The 18,455-nt window shown below is 72.8% G+C and carries 11 protein-coding genes; 2 read left to right on the top strand and 9 right to left on the bottom strand.

Annotation, left to right across the window (positions count from 1 at the left end; genetic code table 11):
* Positions 1–2,665 precede the first annotated feature (2,665 nt).
* The 6 genes from ACFYS8_RS32955 to ACFYS8_RS32930 all read right to left on the bottom strand — a co-directional run bounded on the left by ACFYS8_RS32955 (position 2,666) and on the right by ACFYS8_RS32930 (position 10,605).
* Positions 2,666–4,324 (bottom strand): CoA transferase, encoded by a 1,659-nt coding sequence (locus tag ACFYS8_RS32955; RefSeq protein WP_387648283.1) that lies wholly within the window; start codon positions 4,322–4,324, stop codon positions 2,666–2,668.
* 132 nt (positions 4,325–4,456) lie between these two features.
* Positions 4,457–5,275 (bottom strand): class I SAM-dependent methyltransferase, encoded by an 819-nt coding sequence (locus ACFYS8_RS32950; RefSeq protein ID WP_387648280.1) that lies wholly within the window; start codon positions 5,273–5,275, stop codon positions 4,457–4,459.
* Positions 5,275–6,957: a protoporphyrinogen/coproporphyrinogen oxidase gene (locus ACFYS8_RS32945; RefSeq protein ID WP_387648278.1), complete on the bottom strand. Its 1,683-nt coding sequence runs from the start codon at positions 6,955–6,957 to the stop codon at positions 5,275–5,277. The genes ACFYS8_RS32950 and ACFYS8_RS32945 overlap by 1 nt, the downstream gene beginning before the upstream one ends.
* Before the next feature lie 390 nt (positions 6,958–7,347).
* The gene (locus ACFYS8_RS32940; RefSeq protein ID WP_387648275.1) at positions 7,348–9,084 is read right to left on the bottom strand and encodes an AMP-binding protein; all 1,737 of its coding nucleotides are present in this window, start codon (positions 9,082–9,084) and stop codon (positions 7,348–7,350) included.
* Positions 9,081–10,079, bottom strand: coding sequence for a UbiA family prenyltransferase (locus tag ACFYS8_RS32935; RefSeq protein ID WP_387648272.1), 999 nt, complete (start codon positions 10,077–10,079; stop codon positions 9,081–9,083). The genes ACFYS8_RS32940 and ACFYS8_RS32935 overlap by 4 nt, the downstream gene beginning before the upstream one ends.
* A 244-nt stretch (positions 10,080–10,323) precedes the next feature.
* Complete coding sequence (locus tag ACFYS8_RS32930; protein WP_387648269.1) at positions 10,324–10,605, bottom strand: hypothetical protein; 282 nt, start codon at positions 10,603–10,605, stop codon at positions 10,324–10,326.
* Between the two features lie 282 nt (positions 10,606–10,887).
* Here ACFYS8_RS32930 and ACFYS8_RS32925 point away from each other — a divergent pair, with 282 nt between their 5' ends.
* Positions 10,888–11,439: an NUDIX domain-containing protein gene (locus ACFYS8_RS32925; RefSeq protein ID WP_387648267.1), complete on the top strand. Its 552-nt coding sequence runs from the start codon at positions 10,888–10,890 to the stop codon at positions 11,437–11,439.
* 237 nt (positions 11,440–11,676) lie between these two features.
* On the opposite strand, the gene ACFYS8_RS32920 is transcribed toward ACFYS8_RS32925, so the two are convergent.
* Entirely contained in the window at positions 11,677–13,344 is a 1,668-nt protein-coding gene (locus ACFYS8_RS32920; RefSeq protein WP_387648264.1) for a phytoene desaturase family protein, read from the bottom strand.
* Positions 13,345–13,630: 286 nt separating this feature from the next.
* On the opposite strand from ACFYS8_RS32920, the gene ACFYS8_RS32915 reads away from it, so the two are divergent.
* Positions 13,631–15,676, top strand: coding sequence for an acetoacetate--CoA ligase (locus ACFYS8_RS32915; protein WP_387648261.1), 2,046 nt, complete (start codon positions 13,631–13,633; stop codon positions 15,674–15,676).
* A 98-nt stretch (positions 15,677–15,774) separates the two neighbouring features.
* Here the strand turns inward: ACFYS8_RS32915 and ptsP are convergent, their stop codons facing one another.
* Entirely contained in the window at positions 15,775–17,445 is a 1,671-nt protein-coding gene (gene ptsP / locus ACFYS8_RS32910; protein WP_387648259.1) for a phosphoenolpyruvate--protein phosphotransferase, read from the bottom strand.
* Between the two features lie 29 nt (positions 17,446–17,474).
* Positions 17,475–17,924, bottom strand: coding sequence for a PTS glucose transporter subunit IIA (locus tag ACFYS8_RS32905; RefSeq protein ID WP_387648256.1), 450 nt, complete (start codon positions 17,922–17,924; stop codon positions 17,475–17,477).
* Positions 17,925–18,455 lie beyond the last annotated feature (531 nt).

Below are 18,455 nucleotides of genomic sequence, written 5' to 3'. Positions count from 1 at the left end.
TGCCGCAGCGCCGTAACGCCGCCCGGCCACGTTCGTCGAGACACCTTGCCGTCCGCAGGCCGAGGGCGGCGCACCACCGAGCGCCCCCGCCTGCCGTCGACCGCCTGAGGCCGGGCAGTTGGTCGGCAGCGCATGAATGGTCGATCGCCAGATCCGCATGACCGGACGCCGCTTCGCCGGCCTGCATCGTCTGAGTGGGCAGCGCCGACTTCCGGAGCCTGGCCGGCTCCACAGCCCCAGCCGTGTCTGCCCGCCGCCGATGCGTTCACGGCGTCGCACCGCCCGGCGGCGGTGCCTGGCGTGCAGGCGTGGCGTGTCTGTCGTAGCCGAGAGGTGCGCCGTTCGGTGTCAATGTCTCTACAAGGCGCGGTCGTTGACGGTCTCCCAGCTCGCATACCGGCGCCCGGTGGCTGCCCTGCCGGTCCAGGAGCGGGGCGAGCCGGCAGCTGCGGACCCGTCCCACTGGGGCCACTGCGTTCACCTGCTGGGGCAGCTGCGGTGCCGCAAGGACACCCAACCGCATCCGCCGCAACGCAGCGCCATCCATTCGCTCCGCCATGCAGAGGGCGGCACCTCGGCGAGCGCCCCAACATGCCGTCGGCCGCCTGGACCGGGGTGGTTGTTCGGCAGCGCGCGTGTGGTCGATCGCCAGATCCGCGTGACCGGGCCCCATTCCGCGGGTCCGCGTCGCCTGCGGGGGCGCTACCGGTCACTGGAGCCTGGGCAGCACCGAAGCCCCGGCCGCGCCTGCCTGTCACCGACGCCTTCGCGCTGCCGTGCCGCCGGTCTCCGGGGTCGGATGCGCAAGTACGGTGCTTCGGTCGCGGCCAGTGCCTGCGGCGTGACGAGTCGCGCCGCCCGCAGATCTCCTGCGGAGTCCCGGCGGGGGTGGGCATGAGTGGCGTGGCGGGAGTTCTACCGAGACAGCGACCCCCACCCGCCAAGCCCGCCGCACCGCCGCAACGCCACCCGACCGCACCTGCCGGGACGCCGCTTCGCCCCTCCGCCGCAGCAGGCAGAGCGCGGCACCTTCGAGCGCACCCCCACCTGACATCGGCCGCCCGGCGCAGGGTCGTTGCTGGGCAGCGGGAGTCTGGTCGGCTGCCAGGTGTACGTGACCAGCGCCTGCACCAGCGGACCAACCCAGCCGAGTGGGCGTCGCCGACCCCGGGGGCATGCGCAGCTCCGCAGGCCCACTTGCCGCCGCGTGTCACGGCGTCGCGCCGCCCGGCGGCGGCGCCGCGCGTACACACGCCGCGCTTCGATCGTGGCCGAAGCGTGTGGCCTGAACCGCCACCACCCGGGCAGAACAAGGACGTTGGCGACGCGACACGCTGTCCACAGCCACCCCGCAGAGTCCCGGCCGGCCCGACACAGCGACCCCCACCCACCAAGCCCGCCGCACTGCCGCAATGCCACCCGACCGCACCTGCCGGGACGCCGTTTCGCCCCTCCGCCGCAGCAGGCAGAGCGCGGCACCTTCGAGCGCACCCCCACCTGGCATCGGCCGCCCGGCGCAGGGTCGTTGCTGGGCAGCGGGAGTGTGGTCGGCTGCCAGGTGTGCGTGACCAGTGCCTGCACCAGCGGACCATTCCAGCCGAGTGGGCGTCGCCGACCCCGGGGGCGTGCGCAGCTCCGCGGGCCCACTTGCCGCCGCGTGTCACGGCGCCGCGCGTACACACGCCGCGCTTCGATCGCGGCCGAAGCGTGTGGCCTGAACCGCCACCACCCGGGCAGGACAAGGACGTTGGCGACGCGACACGCTGTCCACAGCCGCCCCGCAGAGTCCCGGCCGGACCGAAACAACGGCCTTCACCCGCCGAGCCTGTCGAGCCCGCCGCACCGCCGCAACGCCACCCGACCGCGCCCGTCGAAGCCCCACGCCGCCCCTCCACCCCAACACCCGGAGCGTGGCACCTCCGCGAACCTTCCCACCCGCCGTCGGCCACCCGGAGCAGGGCCGTTGCTCGACAGCGCGCGGATGGCCGACCGCCGGGCGAACGCGTCCAGGGCCCGCAGCGTCGAACCGCGCCGCCACCGCCAACCGTCGAACCGCGAACAACTCCCCGGCCGCGCCGCCCTCTGCCCGCCACCAACCCGCTTCCGGCGCCGCACCACCCCGCCCCCGCCCCGGGCGTCAGCGCACGACACACCCGCCGTCGCCGAAGCCCACCACAGGCCGCACGGCCACCCCGCCGCGAACCGGCACTTGCCGAGCCGCCCGCGGGCCCGCACCTGGTGCGCCGTAGACCCGCAGGCGCAGCCGTGCCCGCCACACCACGACGAACGCCTCCGTGCCGGCCCACCCCAGCCGAGCCCACGCCGCTCCTCGCCGCCGACGCCGGGCCACCCGCCCGCCAACGCCGCCCCGCCGCGCACGCCCCCCGCCCGCCCGAACCACCAGACCCCAGCGCGCCACCCCGCCGCCCACCGCCGTCAGCCGTCCACCCACCCGTCGTCGCCGGCCACTCGTCACTGCGCCCAGGCCCGCACCCGCCCCCCTGCCCTCCGTCCGAAACGCCCTCGGACGGAGGGCAGCACCGACCCCACCGCCCGTACGCGCAGCGCCTGCGGCCCCGCCCGGCGAGGCCCCTGCGGCGTGACGCCCGCTGTCCTGAGCGTCCGCACAGCGGTCGCGGGCGCCGCTCGCGCCACCGCCACCCGCTCACGCCCGGAACTCCCAGGGCGCGCGCACGATGGCGCACCCCGAACTGTCCAGCGCCTCGGCGAACCGCGGATCCCCGGCCAGCGCCGCCAGATCCGTGCACACCCCGCTCCCGCTCCCGCTCCCGCTCCCGCTCCCGCTCCCGCTCCCGCTCCCGCTCCCGCTCCCGCTCCCGCTCCCGCTCCCGCTCCCGCTCCCGACCTCAACCCCACACCGACCGGGCGCACTTACCGCGCCACACAACAGCCGCGCCGCCGACAACAGCGACGACTCCACCCGCTGCGCCCGCCCCGTCCGCGCCTGCGCCGCCAGCCCGGCGACGGCCGCCGTCGCGCAGACCAGTCCGCCCAGCACGTCGCAGACCGTCAGTAGCGTCGGTTGCGGCGGCAACCCGGGCGGGACCAGGAGCGCGGCGAGACCGGAGTGCGCCTGCACGGGGAAGTCGGTGTTCAACCCGGGCGCGCCCCCGGACGCCTGTGCGTAGACCAGGCCAGGCCGGACCGCGTCCAAGGTCCCGGCGTCCAGGCCCAGGCAGACCACCTTCGACGGTGCGAGACTGTGCAGCAGCACATCCGCACCCCGCACCAACTCCCTTACAGCAGACCGTCCTTCCGCCGACCGAAGGTCCGCCTCCCGCACCTCCTTGCCACGGTTGAGCGCAGCGAACCGCGCCGACACCGGCTCCCCGTCGATCCCGGTCATCGGCGGCACGCCCCGCAACGGGTCCCCGCCGGGCGGCTCGACCCGCACCACCCGCGCACCCAGCAGGCTCAACACCCGTCCAGCCATGGGGCCTTGTACGCGCCGCGCCACCTCGACGACCGTCACGCCGTCCAGCGGGCCGCGCCCACCCGCCGGAGCAACGCACCGCGAGGCCCCTGCCGACCCCTCCCACAACTGCCACGGCACCCCACCTGCCGCCATCGGCCGCGCCTCCACCGGCGTCGCGGTGACGTCACACCGCTCCGCCGACGCGACCACCTCCGGGAACGTCAACCGACCAGCCGCAACGAAGAGTTCGTCCGGCAACGGGCACGTCGCCGTCCCGTACCGCGCCTGGAACGGGAGCCACGAACGGCCCACCACCCGCCGCTCGACGCCGAGTTCGGTCCAGAACCGCAACCAGCTGTCGGCGGCCAGGGCTTCCAGCTCGAACCGGACACCGTCCGACGATCGGAACGGCGGACCACCCGCCCCCGCCGGCTCCGGGCACGGCTCCGCCGTCGCCGCCGCCAGGTACTGCGACACGCCGAGCAGCGCGGCCTGCGCCACCGAGACCTCCACCTCCCGGTGCGGCACGCCCAACTCCCGTGCCCGCAAGGCCGCGAGAGTGCCACCGGCGGCCAGCACCCCGGCCGCAACCGACGCGAAGTCCACCCCCAGCAGGCGCGGGCCACCGTACCTGCGCCCGTGGACGTGCATCACCCCGCACGCCGCCTGCACGTCCGCCTCGCTTCGCAACGGGAGCGCCACCGGCCCCGCCCACGTCAACCGGCAGGTCAAGGCCCCGCCGACCTCCAGCGCCCCGCCCGCCGCCGTCACCTTCGCCCCGGCCGCCCGTAGCAGGTCGGCTGCTACCCGAGAAGCGACCGACGGCAATGCGTCCTGCGCCTCTCTGACCAACGCCCCTTCATCGCACAGCACTTGCTTGACAGCCATCCGAACCTCCCAGACACGTCACGGGCCAGCCGCACCACCCCGCCCCGCCTCACCGAGAGGCCGCCACGTCACACCCGGCCGAACCGCTCGCCCACCCCGACCGGTGAGCGAGAACAGACACCTCCACCACCGTCACGGCTTGCGGCCGTGCACCGCGTACACCACGTTCGAGCAGGCCCGGAACGCCGGATCGGCGAACAAGGCCCGTAGCTCGGCGAGTTCGTCGTCCGTGAGGCCCTCACGCAGCAGGGCCTCACGAAGATGCCAGGTGTTGTGCACCTGCATCTCCAACTGCGGCGTGCCGGGCGCGAGCGTGTCGAGGTACGGCGACGCCTCCACCCCGACGAACCCGGCGCGCACCATGGCGGCGGCGCACTTCCGCCCCCAGCCCTGATCCGAACCGCGCGCGCGGAAGGCCCGCAACTTAGCCTGCTGGTAACGCTCGTAGAGATCACGGGCCCGCTCGCCCGGGACGGTCAGCACGGGCGCGTACTCGGCATCGAACTCCAACAGGTGCAGCACACCGCCCGGCCGTAACGCCGCGAACAGGCGCGCCAACACGGCCTCCCGCTCCGGCAGATGGGACAACACCAGCCGCACATGCACCAGATCGAACGACGCTTCCGGCAACGCGTCCCGCACCACATCGTGTCGCCGCACCGCCAACGCACGCCGGTCGGCCATCGGCAGCGGCGCCACATCCGTGGCCAACACCGCGCCCTCGGGCCCGACTTGGTCCGCGAGCCAGACCGCGATACTCCCCGCCCCGGCCCCTACATCCAGACAACTCATCCCGGGCCGCACCCCGACCCGGCTCAGCGCCCCGATGCTGATTCGGTCCAACCACCCCGCCAGACACCGATGTTGACCACCGGCATGCGCACTGGCGTTGTCGAACAGATACGAACTCCCACCACTCCCGAACGCCAACTCCCGCACCACCCCACCCATCAGGCCACCTCGGCCGTCTCAGCCGCCCCACCGGCCCGCCCACCCGGAGCATCCGCCTCAGCATCCGACCGCACCGCACCCGGCTCCACACCACCCGGAGCATCGGCCTCAGCATCCGACCGCACCACACCCGGCTCCACACCATCCGGTTCAGTCGCACGAGGCGCCGGCACCGCCACCGCCACCGCATCCTTGGGCGCCGCGACATCCGACCGCACCGCGTCCGTCCCCGCGACCTCCGCTTCCACACCATCCGGCTCAGCAACGCGAGGCGCCGGCACCGAAACCGCCACCGCCCCGCACGCCCCTACCCCGGACACCCTGGACGCCCCCACCACCCCGGACCGCTCCGCCGCGAAGGCAAGCACCCGCTCGGCCGCCAACTTGCCCGAACGGACGGCACCTTCACTGCTCGGCCGGAGCATCACCCAGTCACCGGCGTACTCCACCGCCCGGGCCGGCCGGGCCAGGAACGCGGCCCGTTCCCGCACCGCCGCCGGCGAACCCTGCGGCAGGCCCAGCCGGAAACGGTGCACCAGCGTGCGGACGGTGGCGTCCCGCAGGCCCGGCAGGAAGCGTTCGGCCTCCGTGCAAACCGTCTCCACCACCCGCTCGTCGGGCTCGTCCATCAACTCGGGGGAGATCCACGGCGACGCGAAGACACTCGCCAGCCCCTGCCCCTCGGGGGCCCGGCCCTCCGCCTTCAGATGGTCCAGGATCACGCCGGTACACACCCGGCTCTCACTCTCCGGCACCGACATCGCATAACTGGGGGAGCGGGTCGGACTCGGCAGCGGACGGTCCAGCAGGCACGCCACCTTGAGCATCGGCGTGAACGTACTCGCCGCGAGGTACGGCCGCGCGTCCTCCGCCGCTGTGCCGTGCAACTCCAGGGCCAACGGCGCAGGCACCGCCAGCACCACCTGCCGGGCCACCACCTCCGCACCGTCGGCGAACTCCAGCCGCACGCCGGCCCCACCGGGCTGCTCCTGGACTGCCGTGACCCGCGAGCCCAGCTCCACCCGGAGGCGCTCCGCAAGCCGTCGGGCCAGGGTGTCCATGCCGTCCCGGTACGTCATCCAGCGGGCACCGGCCCCACCGACCGACATCAGCGTCGCCACCATCGGTGCCACCGCGGAACTCTCCGGCCGCCAGCCGAAACAGTGACTGGACAGCGGTTGCAGCATCGCCGCCAGCAACTCCTCCCGCCCGGCCGAACCGGCACAGAACTCGCTGAGCGTCAGATCCCGGCTGGGCGCGGTCTCCGGCCGATCCGGGTCGAAACCGCGCCAGGACGTGGCCAGCTCCATCGCGAACCGCACCCACGCCGCCCGGCCCCGCCAGGACAGTCCCGCACCCGTCAACAGGCCCTTCGGGCGGCCCAGATGAGCATGCGCCCGACCGCCCCGCCACAGCGCGAAGCCCGGCTCGATCACCGGCACCTCCGACTCCGGGATGCCGACCGCGCGAATCAACTCCCAGGTCGCCTCGTACCCGGCCCCTGCGATGGTCTCCGCACCCTCGTCCAGCAACCACCCGTCCACCCTGGTGGACGCCATCCGCCCACCCACCCGCTCCGCACCCTCGAAGACCCGCACCTCACGCCCGGCGGCCGCCAGGTGGTGAGCGGCAGACAGCCCCGCAATCCCCGCACCGACCACCGCAACATCGAGCTCGTCCATGTCCAACTCCTCCGTCCGTTCCCACATCCGCCAGCCGACCCGTTGCAACCCCGCCCGTGACCCAACCGGCCCTACCGCCGGACTCGAGGGCCGTTTAGTCCCTGCGTAGACAATCTCCGACGCGTGATCGCTGCTGACCGAAAATGATCAGCACCCCCGGGCGAGTTGGTCTACGCGTAGACAATCCCCGACGTGCGTACGACCGCTGATCGAAAATGACCAGCGCCCCCGCGGCGAGTTGATCTATGCGTAGACAATCTCCAGCGCGTGACCACCCCGCCGAGAACCACGGCCCCAGAGCTACCCGACCCGGCGCCCACTCACCGGCCGCTGGCCCACCTCCATCGGCCACCCCCGCCGGCCCAGGCTCACCGCCCACTCGCCACCAACTCACGTCCACCGCCCAGTCCCGATCGGTGAGCTCCCCGCCAGCACCTGCTCACGCAACTCGTGCCGCCGCACCTTCCCGGTGGCCGTGCGCGGCACCGCGTCCCAGGGGACGATCAACGGCTCGGCCAGTGGCGGCAGATCACGCACCGCGTCCTGCCAACGCTGCGGGTCGAGTTCGCCGGCCGCGGTGACCAGCACCGGCTGCGGGTGTCCGTCCGCCACCGACAGAAGCACGGCCTCCTCGACGTCCGGCAGGCGCTCGTGCAGCACGTCCTCGATCTCGACGCAGCTCAGCCCGGGAACCATGTCCACTTCCCGGTCCAGCACGAAGACCCGACCGTCGCGGGTGTGCACCCCGAGGTCGCCGGTGTTGAACCACGGGCCGTCGACCTTCTGCGCCCACCGTTCCGGCTCGCCGAGGTAGCCGAGGCACAGCGCCCCGGTGCGGGCGTACAGCATGCCCGTCTCGCCACGCCGCACCGCCCGCCCGGGCTGCTCGGGATCGGCCACCTTCACCCGCACCCACCCGGGCACCGGACGTCCCAGGTCGCGCGTGGTCGGATGCCGCCCAGTGGGTGCGGAAAGCGTTTTCCGAGTCAGGAACCGAAAGCTCAACGGACCGGTCTCGCTCTGCCCCCACCCCTGCATCCACAACGGCCGCCTCCGCTGGCTCGCCCGCAGGAAGGCCCGCACCGTCGGCGGATGCATCGCGTCGAACGTCGAGATGAACAGCCGCACGTCCCGGAACGGATTCGCCGCCGCAGCCGCCCCGGCAGGCCCAAGAGACCCAGCAGCCCCCTCGGCACCCACCCCCGCACCCACCCCCGCACCCACCCTCTCCCCTCCGCCTGCCAGTTGCTGCCACCGCACATAGCTGGACGGCATCGCCTCCAGCACGGTCGGTGGGTGGCTGCGCAGCAGCGCGGCAGCGGTCGAAACGTCGGAGTCCGGCAGCAGTGCGACAGTTCGCGGCGCACGCCAGAACGCGCTGACGGTCCAGGTCAGAGCCCGCCCGTGGGCGAACGAGATGGCGCTGGCAACGGTGTCGTCGCCACGCACCGACAGCACCGGCCAGGGCCGCGCCTCGAACGCGGACAGCCGCCGGATCAGCGTCCGGGTGGAGTGCACCACCAGCTTGGGCACCCCGGTGGTGCCCGAGGTGTGAATGATCGCCAGCGGCTCGTCGTCCCCGCGCGTATGCACCGCCGGAACCGCCCCGCCGCGCAGGTCGTCCGGCGTCAACGTGCCTTCCGCCGGCCCGTCCAGGCACACCGTCCGGACGGCCAGCCGGTCCAGGTCGTGCCCGGCCGCCCGGGCGCCGACGAGGACGTCCCGCTGGGTGACCAGCACGTCCGGGCGCAGCCGGTGCAGCAGCGCGACCAGCCCGTCCGGCGCGACCCGGTCGGAGAGCAGTGCCGGTACTGCACCGAGCCGCGCCGCCGCGCACGCCAGCAGCACGTAGTCCCAGTGGTTGCGCTTCACGATCGCCACCGACGACCCCGGACGTGCACCCGCCGCCGCCAGCCACGCCGCCGTCTCCTGCACCAACCGGGCCAGCCCGGCGGTGTCCCAGCAGGTGCCGCGGTCCGGCGCCAGGTCCAGCGGGCGCCCCAACCGGACGTCCACCGAAGGACGTTGCGACGCCAGTGTGTCGAAGAACGGGCCCAGGTCCAGCGGCAGCCGCCGCACCACGGACGCGAGGCCGCCGCGCCGGTTCGTCCGGCCCGGCGCCGTCACAGCCCGCCGCCGAACGCCGCCACTGCCAGGTCCACGCCCACCAGCAGCGCACAGCACAGCCGGTGCAGGTGGATGCCCAGCCGACGCGCCAGCAGAATGTCGCCCTGGACGAACCCGAGCACCCACTGCCGGGTCCGCAACGCCATCACGGGAGCCATCACCAGCGGGAACCACCACGGCGCGATCCCGGCGACCGCCGAACCCACCAGCAGCGCCGCCTCCAGCGCCGAACACCCGGCCACGAACGCGGCGTTGCCGCGCGGCGAGGCCAGTACCGCGACGGTCTTGCGGCCCACCGCCCGGTCGCCCGGAATGTCATTGGTGTTGGAGTACACGCCGAACAGCAGCGGCCCCAGGCCGAACACCAGCGCCTGCACCGCGACGAAGCCGTCGAACCGGCCGGTCAGCAGCCCGTACAGGGGCAGCACGAAGAGCCAGCCGAGTGCGGCGAGGAAGAACTCCTGGAAGCCGTTGTAGCTGATCCGCAGCCACCACGAGTACTGGAAGCCGCACACCGCCAGCGCGACCACCCCGGCCATCGCCCACGCCGGCCGGGCCGGTGCCAGCGCGACCGCGGCAAGCCAGCACACCACGCACGCCGCGACCGTCGCCCAGCCGAACCGGATCGCCTGCGGCTCGGTCAACGTGCCTGCCACCAAAGGCTTTCGGGCCAGTCGACGGGCCGGCGCGTCCGGCCCGTAGTTCACCGCGTCGCTGCCGTCCCGGTACCCGGTCACGTCGTCGAAGGTGCACATCGCCGCACTCATCGCGACCTCGCCGCCGAGGAACAGCACCAGCACCGCCAGCGCACCGCCGACACTCGCCCCCGAGCCCGACCCGGTCGCTACCACCATCGCGGCCACCAGCGGGACGCTCAAGTAGTAGTCGTAGATGTCGAGTTTGGCCAGCCTGGCGTACGCCCGCCAGGAGGCCGGGGTCGCCTCGCGGGTGGCGACCGTCGCCTCCAATGCGGCTTGCTCTGGGGCGACGGACACAGCGACGTGCTCCACGGGACGCAGTCCTCTCAATGGCGGCCGCAACCCGGGTACGCCACTGCGCCGGGGGGCCTCAGGCAAGGAGCCGACCGCGCTGATGGTGCGCCAATTCGCCACGACGGGCGAGAAGTCGGCGATCACTATGATGACACAGAGCCACCGGTTGGATGCATTTCTGTGATAACCATAAAAGCGGGCGGACGCCCATTTCTTCGTCCGCCCACCCGAATTCCCGAACCGTCGGTCAGGCGGAGAAGCTCCCCGCGCCACCCGGCACGTGCGTCCCGTACCCGGGCTGCACCGTCACCGACGGGCCGAGGCAGAGCGGGTTGCCGTACACCCGCACGGGAGCGTCCGTCTGGTTGCTCAACACGTGTGCAGCAGTGGGAAGTTGCTGGCAGCCGGACGGGTTGCTGTAAACATCCAGCGGCTGCAGCTCGGTGGAGAACACCACGACCTGGCCGTTTGCCGACCGCGTCGCCGCAGGCGCGGGAGCCGCCAGGCCGAGCACCGATGCCGCAGCCACCAGGGAAACCAGAATTGCTCGCACAATCATCCTTAAGCACATTCAAAGCCCATGTCTGTCACGGGCTCACTCATCGCTATCGCGCACGCACTCCCGAATTCCAACGGCAAACTCCGTATTCACCCGCCTGGCCGGTCCTCAACGCCGTCCGGCCGCCCCGCCCGCACCCCCCGTGCGCTCCCAACGCATGACATCCGCGGCCGCCCGCCCGGCGCCACCACCCCCGCCGCCGGCTTCCCGCTTCCCGCCCGGCCCGTCACCCGATCGAACTACCATCCATCCATGACGACCCAGCCGTCCGCCCGCCCCACCCTCTTCGGCCCCAACACGCACTGCCACTGGTGCGGAACGCCGTACCCGGCCGGCACCATGACCTGGCCGCGCAGTTGCCCCGGCTGCCACGAGATCAGCTACCGCAACCCGCTCCCGGTCACCGTCAGCCTTCTCCCGGTCCACCACCCCGACGGCGACACCCGGCTCACCGTCATCCGTCGCACCATCGAACCCGGCAACGGCCAACTCGCCCTCCCCGGCGGCTACGTCGACTACGGCGAGAGCTGGGAGCAGGCCGCAGCCCGCGAACTGCGCGAGGAGACCGGCATCCTGGCGGACCCCGCCGACGCCCGCCTGGTCTCCACCGACTCCGACACCCGCGGCGGCTTCCTCTGCCTGTTTGCCCTGTTCCCCGCCCGCAACCTCGCCGACCTCCCCCCGTCCGTCCCCACCGACGAGACCGAGGGCTGGCAACTCGCGACCGCCGACACCCCGTTGGCCTTCCCCTTCCACACCCGCGTCGCCCACTCCTGGTTCAGCGGCGAGTTCACCCGCCACTGACGTCGCGGCGACGGGGGAGCGGGCTGAGCGAGTGCCGGAAAGCGCTTACCGTGCACCGACCCCGGGATCGCCCAAACCAACGGGTAAGCGCTTTCCGGCTGCCTAGCCCGGACTGCCGCCACCCACTCGGTAAGCGCTTTCCCCCGCCCCACCCCGCCCCGCCACCCCGCCGGCACCACCCGCCCCGCCCCACCCCACCCCGCCCCGCCGCCGGCACCACCCACCCCCGCTGCGCCCCTACCTCCCCAGCACCGCCATCGCCGCGTTGTGCCCCGGAATCCCGCTGACCCCACCACCCCGCACCGCCCCGGCCCCGCACAACAGGACCCGCGCTTCGGCAGTCTCCACACCCCACCGGCCGGACTCCACCACCGGAACCCCAACACCGCCGCTCCCGACGCCGCCCTCCTCCCGGAACGGGAACGCCAGGTCCCGGTGGAAGATGTTGCCGCCCGGCAGCCGAAGATCGGCCTCCAGGTCCAACGGGCTGCGCACCTCCATACAAGGCCGACCGTCACCATCAGCCGCCAGGCACTCCGCGAGCGGCTCCGCCAGCACCCCGTCGAGCGCGGCCAGGACACCCGCCAGCGCGGCCTGCCGCACACCCTCCGGATCCCCGGACCCGGCGAACAGCCGTGCCGGCAACTGCAGACCGAACAAGGTGAGCGTGTGCCAACCGGCCGGCACCTCGGGGCCCAGGATCGAGCGATCCGCCAGCGAGTGGCAGTAGATCTCGGACGGCGCGGGGGAGGGGAGCCGACCCGCCGCAGCCGCCCGGTAAGCGCTCTCCAACTCCCGGTACGACTCCGCGATATGGAACGTGCCCCCGAACGCGTCCCGCACATCCACCGCCCCGTCCCACAGCCGGGGAAGCCGACGAAGCAACATGTTGACTTTCAACTGCGCCCCCTCCGGCGCATCCTCACCACCCACCCCCTCATCACCACCCACCCCCTCATCACCAACCGTCCCAGCAGCCGCCGTTCCCGCCCCGCCGCCCGCACCCAGCAGCCGCGCCAACTCCACCGGCGCCGCGTTGCACAGCACCCACCGCGCCCCGACCCGCCGCTCCACCCCGTCCGCGTCCAGGTACCCGACCTCGGCCGGCCGCCCTCGCCCGCCCGGATCCACCGCGACGACCTCGCACCCCGTCAGGAACTCGGCCCCACCCGCCCTGGCCGCCTCCGCCAGCGCACCGGTCACCGCGCCCATGCCGCCCACCGGCACGTCCCAGTCACCTGTCCCGCCGCCGATCACGTGGTAGAGGAAGCACCGGTTCTGCCGCAGCGACGGATCGTGCGCATGCGTGAACGTCCCGATCAGGCCGTCCGTCAGCACGACACCCCGCACCACGTCGTCCGCGAATCGCCGCTCCAGCGCCTCACCCAACGGCCGCTCGAACAACTCCGCCCAGGCCACCGGATCGTCCACCAGCGCCCGCAGCTCCGCCCGCGACGGCAGCGGCTCCGTCAACGACGGGAACACCCGCCGCGCCACCCGCCCGGTCATCCCGTAGAACTCCCGCCAGGCCGCGAACTCGGCGTCCCCACCGGTCAGTTCACGGAACGATTCGGTCGTCCGCCGCTCGTCCGAGGCATCCACCAGCAGCCCGCCGGCCCGCCCGTCCCGCTCCCACGGTGTGTACGAGGAGATCCGCCGACGCCGCAGCTCCACCCGCACGCCCAGGTCCGCGAGGATCCGTCGCGGCAGCAGGCTCACCAGATACGAGTAGCGCGACAGCCGCGCGTCCACCCCGGGGAACGCCCGCTCCGAGACCGCCGCCCCGCCCACGTGCCCGAGCCGCTCCAGCACCAGCACCCGCAACCCGGCACGTCCCAAATACCCGGCCGCCACCAGCCCGTTGTGCCCGCCACCCACGATCACCACGTCATAAGCCGCTGTCATCCCGCCGTCCTACCACCCCCCACCACCGCCCACCACCCCCCGCGCACCCGCTGACCTCCGCGAAGCCGCACCCCACGCCGCCCACCACCCCCCGCCCACACACCACGCACCACCCACAACATGACCACTCCAACCCCCTTCCCGGGCCGCCCCAACCCCCACACTGTCCACCACCAGGACGAACCCTGGACCCCCGGACGATCACGTGGCATGGTCAGCACCGTCAGCACCCACGGACGGCCTGCCACAAGCCCATCCGTCCCCACCACGGCCTGGAGACCACCACGTGAGCACCCCTCCGACCCCCCAGGACCAGCAGCACCCGCACCCCGAGCCGCTCTGGCGCCCGGACCCCGCCCGCGCCGCCGCCAGCCGCCTGGTCGCCTTCCAGCGCTGGGCCGCCGACCACCACGGAGCCCCGGCCGCCCCGCTCGCGCCGGTCACCACCGACACCGAGGCCGCCACCCGCTACGCGGACCTCCACCGCTGGTCCACCGAGGACCTCCCGCGCTTCTGGACCGCCGTCACCGAGTACTTCGACGTGCGCTTCCACACCCCGCCCACCGCAGTCCTCGCCGAGCCGGCCACCATGCCGGGCGCGAGCTGGTTCCCGGGCGCCACCCTCAACTACGCCGAGCACGCCCTGCGCGCCGCCGAGGACCCGGCCAACGCCGACCGCCCGGCGATCCTCCACCTCGACGAGCGCACGGCCGAGCCGGTCGCCACCAGCTGGTCCGAACTGCGCCGCCAGGTCGGCTCGTTGGCCGCCGCGCTGCGCGCCAACGGGGTCCGCCCGGGCGACCGGGTAAGCGCTTACCTGCCGAACATCCCGCAGGCCGCCGTCGCCCTCCTCGCCACCGCCGCCGTCGGCGCGACCTGGACCAGCTGCGCCCCCGACTTCGGCGCCCGCAGCGTCCTCGACCGCCTCCAGCAGATCGAGCCCACCGTCCTGTTCGCCGTCGACGGCTACCACTACGGCGGCAAGAACCACGACCGCACCGAGGTGGTCGCCGAACTCCGCCGCGAACTTCCCACCCTCCGCACGGTCATCCACGTCCCGCTGCTCGACACCCCCGCCCCCGAGGGCACCCTGCACTACGACGACCTGGTCGCCGACGCCACCGAGCCGGTCTTCGAGCCCGTCCCCTTCGACCACCCGCTCTGGGTGCTCTACTCCTCCGGTACCACCGGCCTCCCCAAGGCCATCGTGCAGAGCCAGGGCGGCATCCTCGTCGAGCACCTCAAGCAGGCGGCCCTCCACCTCGACCTCGGCCCGGACGACCGCTTCCTCTGGTACACCTCCACCGGCTGGATGATGTGGAACTTCCTCCTCGCCGGCCTGCTCACCGGAACCACGATCGTCACCTACGACGGCAGCCCGGGACACCCCGACACCGGCGCCCTCTGGTCGGTCGCCGCCCGCACCCGCGCCACCGTCCTCGGCACCTCCGCCGCCTACGTGATCGCCAGCCGCAAGGCCGAGCTGCACCCCGGCCGCGACCTCGACCTGTCCGCCGTCCGCTGCCTCGGCACCACCGGCTCCCCGCTCCCGCCCGACGGCTTCCAGTGGATCTACGACGAGGTCAAGCCGGACGTCTGGCTCGCCTCCGTCAGCGGCGGCACCGACGTCTGCTCCTGCTTCGTCGGCGGCGTCCCCACCCTCCCCGTGTACCTCGGCGAGATCCAGGCCCCCTGCCTCGGCGCCGCCGTCGAATCCTGGGACCCCAGCGGCCACCCGCTCACCGACGCGGTCGGCGAACTCGTCGTCACCAAGCCGCTCCCGTCCATGCCCACCGGCTTCTGGAACGACCCGGACGGCGTCCGCTACCACGACAGCTACTTCGACACCTACCCCGGCATCTGGCGCCATGGCGACTGGATCACCGCCACCAGCCGCGGCACCGTCGTCATTCACGGCCGATCCGACTCCACCCTCAACCGCCAGGGCGTCCGAATGGGCTCCGCCGACATCTACGAGGTCGTCGAACGCCTCCCCGAGATCGCCGAATCCCTGGTCATCGGCCTGGAGGAACCCGACGGCGGCTACTGGATGCCGCTGTTCGTGGTCCTCGCCCCCGGCGCCGTTCTGGACGACGACCTCACCGGCCGGATCCGCACCTCGCTGCGCACCGAACTCTCCCCGCGCCACGTCCCCGACGAGGTGATCACCGTCCAGGGCCTCCCGCACACCCTCACCGGCAAGCGCCTCGAAGTCCCCGTCAAGCGCCTGCTGTCCGGCACCCCCCTCACCAAGGCGGTCAACCCGGGCTCCGTCGACAACCTCGACCACCTGCGCTTCTTCGAGCAGCTCGCCACCACCCGCAAGCACTGACCGACCCCCGGCACGCCCCAGGGCCCCCAAAGGCCCCGAGGGGTCGCCGCCAACCCCCACGGTGGCAGCGACCCCTCGGGAGTCGAAGGTCCGGACGCCTACGCCCCGGACAACACCTGCCGCGCCGCCGCCCTGGCCTCCGCCGCGGACTCCGCCGCCCGCGCCGCCTCCGCGGCCTGCTGACACTGCGCCAACGTCGCCTGCGCCAACGCCGACCGCACGTACGGGATCGCCGCCGCCCCCATCGACAGACTGGTCACCCCGAGGCCCGTCAGCACGCACGCCAGCAACGGATCCGACGCCGCCTCCCCGCACACCCCGCAGCTCTTCCCGGCCGCCTTCGCCGCCCCCGCGGCCGACGCGATCAGATCCAGCAGCGCCGGCTGCCACGGATCCTGCAGCCGCGCCAGCGAACCCACCTGCCGGTCAGCCGCGAACGTGTACTGCGCCAGGTCGTTCGTCCCCAAGGACAGGAACTCCACCTCACGCAGCAGCGACCCGGCCCGCAGAGCGGCCGACGGAATCTCCACCATCGCCCCGTACTTGGCGTCCAGCCCCGCCTCCCGACACGCCTCCGCGAACGCCCGCGCATCCTCGCGGTCCGCCACCATCGGGGCCATCACCTCGAGCCGCGCCGACACCCCCTCGGCCGCCCGCGCCAACGCCCGCAACTGCGACCGCAACACCTCCGGGTGCTCCAACAGCGACCGCAGCCCCCGCACCCCGAGCGCCGGATTCGGCTCGTCCACCGGCGTCAGGAACTCCAGCGGCTTGTCCGCCCCCGCATCCAGCACCCGCACCACCACCCGGCCGTCCGGGAACGCTTCCAACACCTGCCGGTACGCCCGCACCTGCTTGTCCTCGGTCGGCGCCTTCGCCGAGTCGTCCAGGAACAGGAACTCCGTCCGGAACAGCCCGACGCCCTCCGCCCCGTGCTCCAACGCCGCCGGCAGATCCGCCGGACCACCCACGTTCGCCAGCAACGGCACCATGAACCCGTCCGACGTCCGCCCCGGCCCCGAGGAAGCCGCCAGCGCCGCCTCCTGCTCCGCCGCCGCTCGGCGCAACTCCTCCTGCCGCTCCGCAGACGGCTCCACCAGCACCTCACCGGTCGTCCCGTCGACCGCGACCACCGCCCCCTCCGCCACCTCCGTCGCCCGCGGCAGCGCCACCACCGCCGGCACCCCCATCGCCCGCGCCAGAATCGCGCTGTGCGAGGTCGGCCCACCCTCCTCGGTCACGAACCCCAGCACCAGCGACGGGTCCAGCAACGCCGTGTCCGCCGGCGCCAGGTCCCGCGCCAACAGGACATACGGCTCGTCGCTGTCCGGCACCCCCGGCATCGGCACTCCCAACAGCCGCGCCACGATCCGGTTCCGCACGTCGTCCAGGTCCGCGACCCGCCCCGCCAGATACTCGCCCGCCGCGGCCAACAGAGCCCGGTACGCCGCGAACGCGTCGTACACCCCCCGCTCCGCGCTGTTTCCCTCCGCGATCCGCCGATTCACGTCCGCCAGCAGCTCCGGGTCCTGCGCCATCAGCGCCTGCGCCTCCAGCACCGCCTGCGCCTCACCGCCGGCCAGATTCCCGCGCGCGATCAGATCCGCCGCCACCGCCTCCACCGCAGCCTGCGCCCGGGCCTGCTCACGCGGCGCCTCCGCAGCCGAGACCTGAGCCGACGGTGGCTCCAGCACCGCCGTCCCCATGTGACGCACCGGCCCAATGGCAACCCCGTGACTCACGCCCACACCGCGCAGCGTCCGCTCCATGGTCCGAACCCCTTCGCCCGTCGTCGCTGTCAGTTCCAGACGAACAGCTCGCCGCCGGCCGTGACCTCACCGGACTCCGCAACCCCACTCAGCTGCTCCGCCGACGCCTCCAGCGCCACGATCGGCGAGATCGGCGACTTCCCCGCGGCCTCCACCGCCGCCGGATTCCACTTGATCACCGGCTGCCCCCGCTTCACCCTGTCCCCTTTATGTACGAGCAGCTCGAACCCCTCCCCATTGAGCTGCACGGTGTCGATCCCCAGATGCGTCAGCACCCCACGCCCGTTCTCGTCCATCACCACAAACGCGTGCGGGTGCATCGACACCACCTGCCCATCCACCGGCGACACCGCCTCGATCGGCTCCCGCACCGGATCGATCGCCGTCCCGGGCCCGACCATCGCTCCCGCGAACACCGGGTCGGGCACATTGGCAAGGCCGACGGCACGCCCGGCGAGCGGCGAGGTGACAGTGGTCATGGTGGAGCCTCCCAGGTACGGAGTACATCGCGTGCGGCCGCAGGGCAACGGTCCGCTGATCGACTGGACCCAAATTACGTCAACTCGGACATTTCATGACGTAACCCTCACGAGTCGCCCGAGTGAAGATCGATCCCAACGTCCACCCCGCCGCGCACGAACCGACCTCCGCGCACCCTCTCCTCCGAACCCGTCACCCTCAAGTGGTCTAGTCCTCTTGGCGGACGCGCCGCACTCTACGGCATCCCGCTACACCCCTCTCGGCCCTGCCCGTACGGGTCGAACGCCGCCGTCCGAGTGATCCGTCCGGCCTCGATTAGGTGCTCGGCCGCCAACCCGCTATCGTTGCTCAGGTCGCCGCGCAACAGCGGTAAACAGAGCAAGTCGAGAACGTAAACCCTCGGTCAACACCGAGAAAACGATCTGATAAGCTCGAAACACGAAAGAACGAAGCGCCCGGAGGGCCTGCTGGAAGGCAGACCGAAGGAAGTGTCCGTTCCTTGAGAACTCAACAGCGTGCCAAAAGTCAAC

It is taken from the genome of Kitasatospora sp. NPDC004615 (assembly GCF_042873545.1).
GTDB lineage: Bacteria > Actinomycetota > Actinomycetes > Streptomycetales > Streptomycetaceae > Kitasatospora.
Note: the sequence above shows the minus strand (reverse complement) of the source record. Positions and strands in the feature narration are given on the sequence as shown.

What these genes read in the sequence shown, in the direction of transcription:
- ACFYS8_RS32955 (WP_387648283.1), bottom strand. Translation starts at nt 4,324, where the DNA reads ATGGCTGTCAAGCAAGTGCTGTGCGATGAAGGGGCGTTGGTCAGAGAG.
- ACFYS8_RS32920 (WP_387648264.1), bottom strand. Translation starts at nt 13,344, where the DNA reads ATGACAGCGGCTTATGACGTGGTGATCGTGGGTGGCGGGCACAACGGG.
- ACFYS8_RS32945 (WP_387648278.1), bottom strand. Translation starts at nt 6,957, where the DNA reads ATGGACGAGCTCGATGTTGCGGTGGTCGGTGCGGGGATTGCGGGGCTG.
- ACFYS8_RS32950 (WP_387648280.1), bottom strand. Translation starts at nt 5,275, where the DNA reads ATGGGTGGGGTGGTGCGGGAGTTGGCGTTCGGGAGTGGTGGGAGTTCG.
- ptsP (WP_387648259.1), bottom strand. Translation starts at nt 17,445, where the DNA reads ATGGAGCGGACGCTGCGCGGTGTGGGCGTGAGTCACGGGGTTGCCATT.
- ACFYS8_RS32905 (WP_387648256.1), bottom strand. Translation starts at nt 17,924, where the DNA reads ATGACCACTGTCACCTCGCCGCTCGCCGGGCGTGCCGTCGGCCTTGCC.
- ACFYS8_RS32925 (WP_387648267.1), top strand. Translation starts at nt 10,888, where the DNA reads ATGACGACCCAGCCGTCCGCCCGCCCCACCCTCTTCGGCCCCAACACG.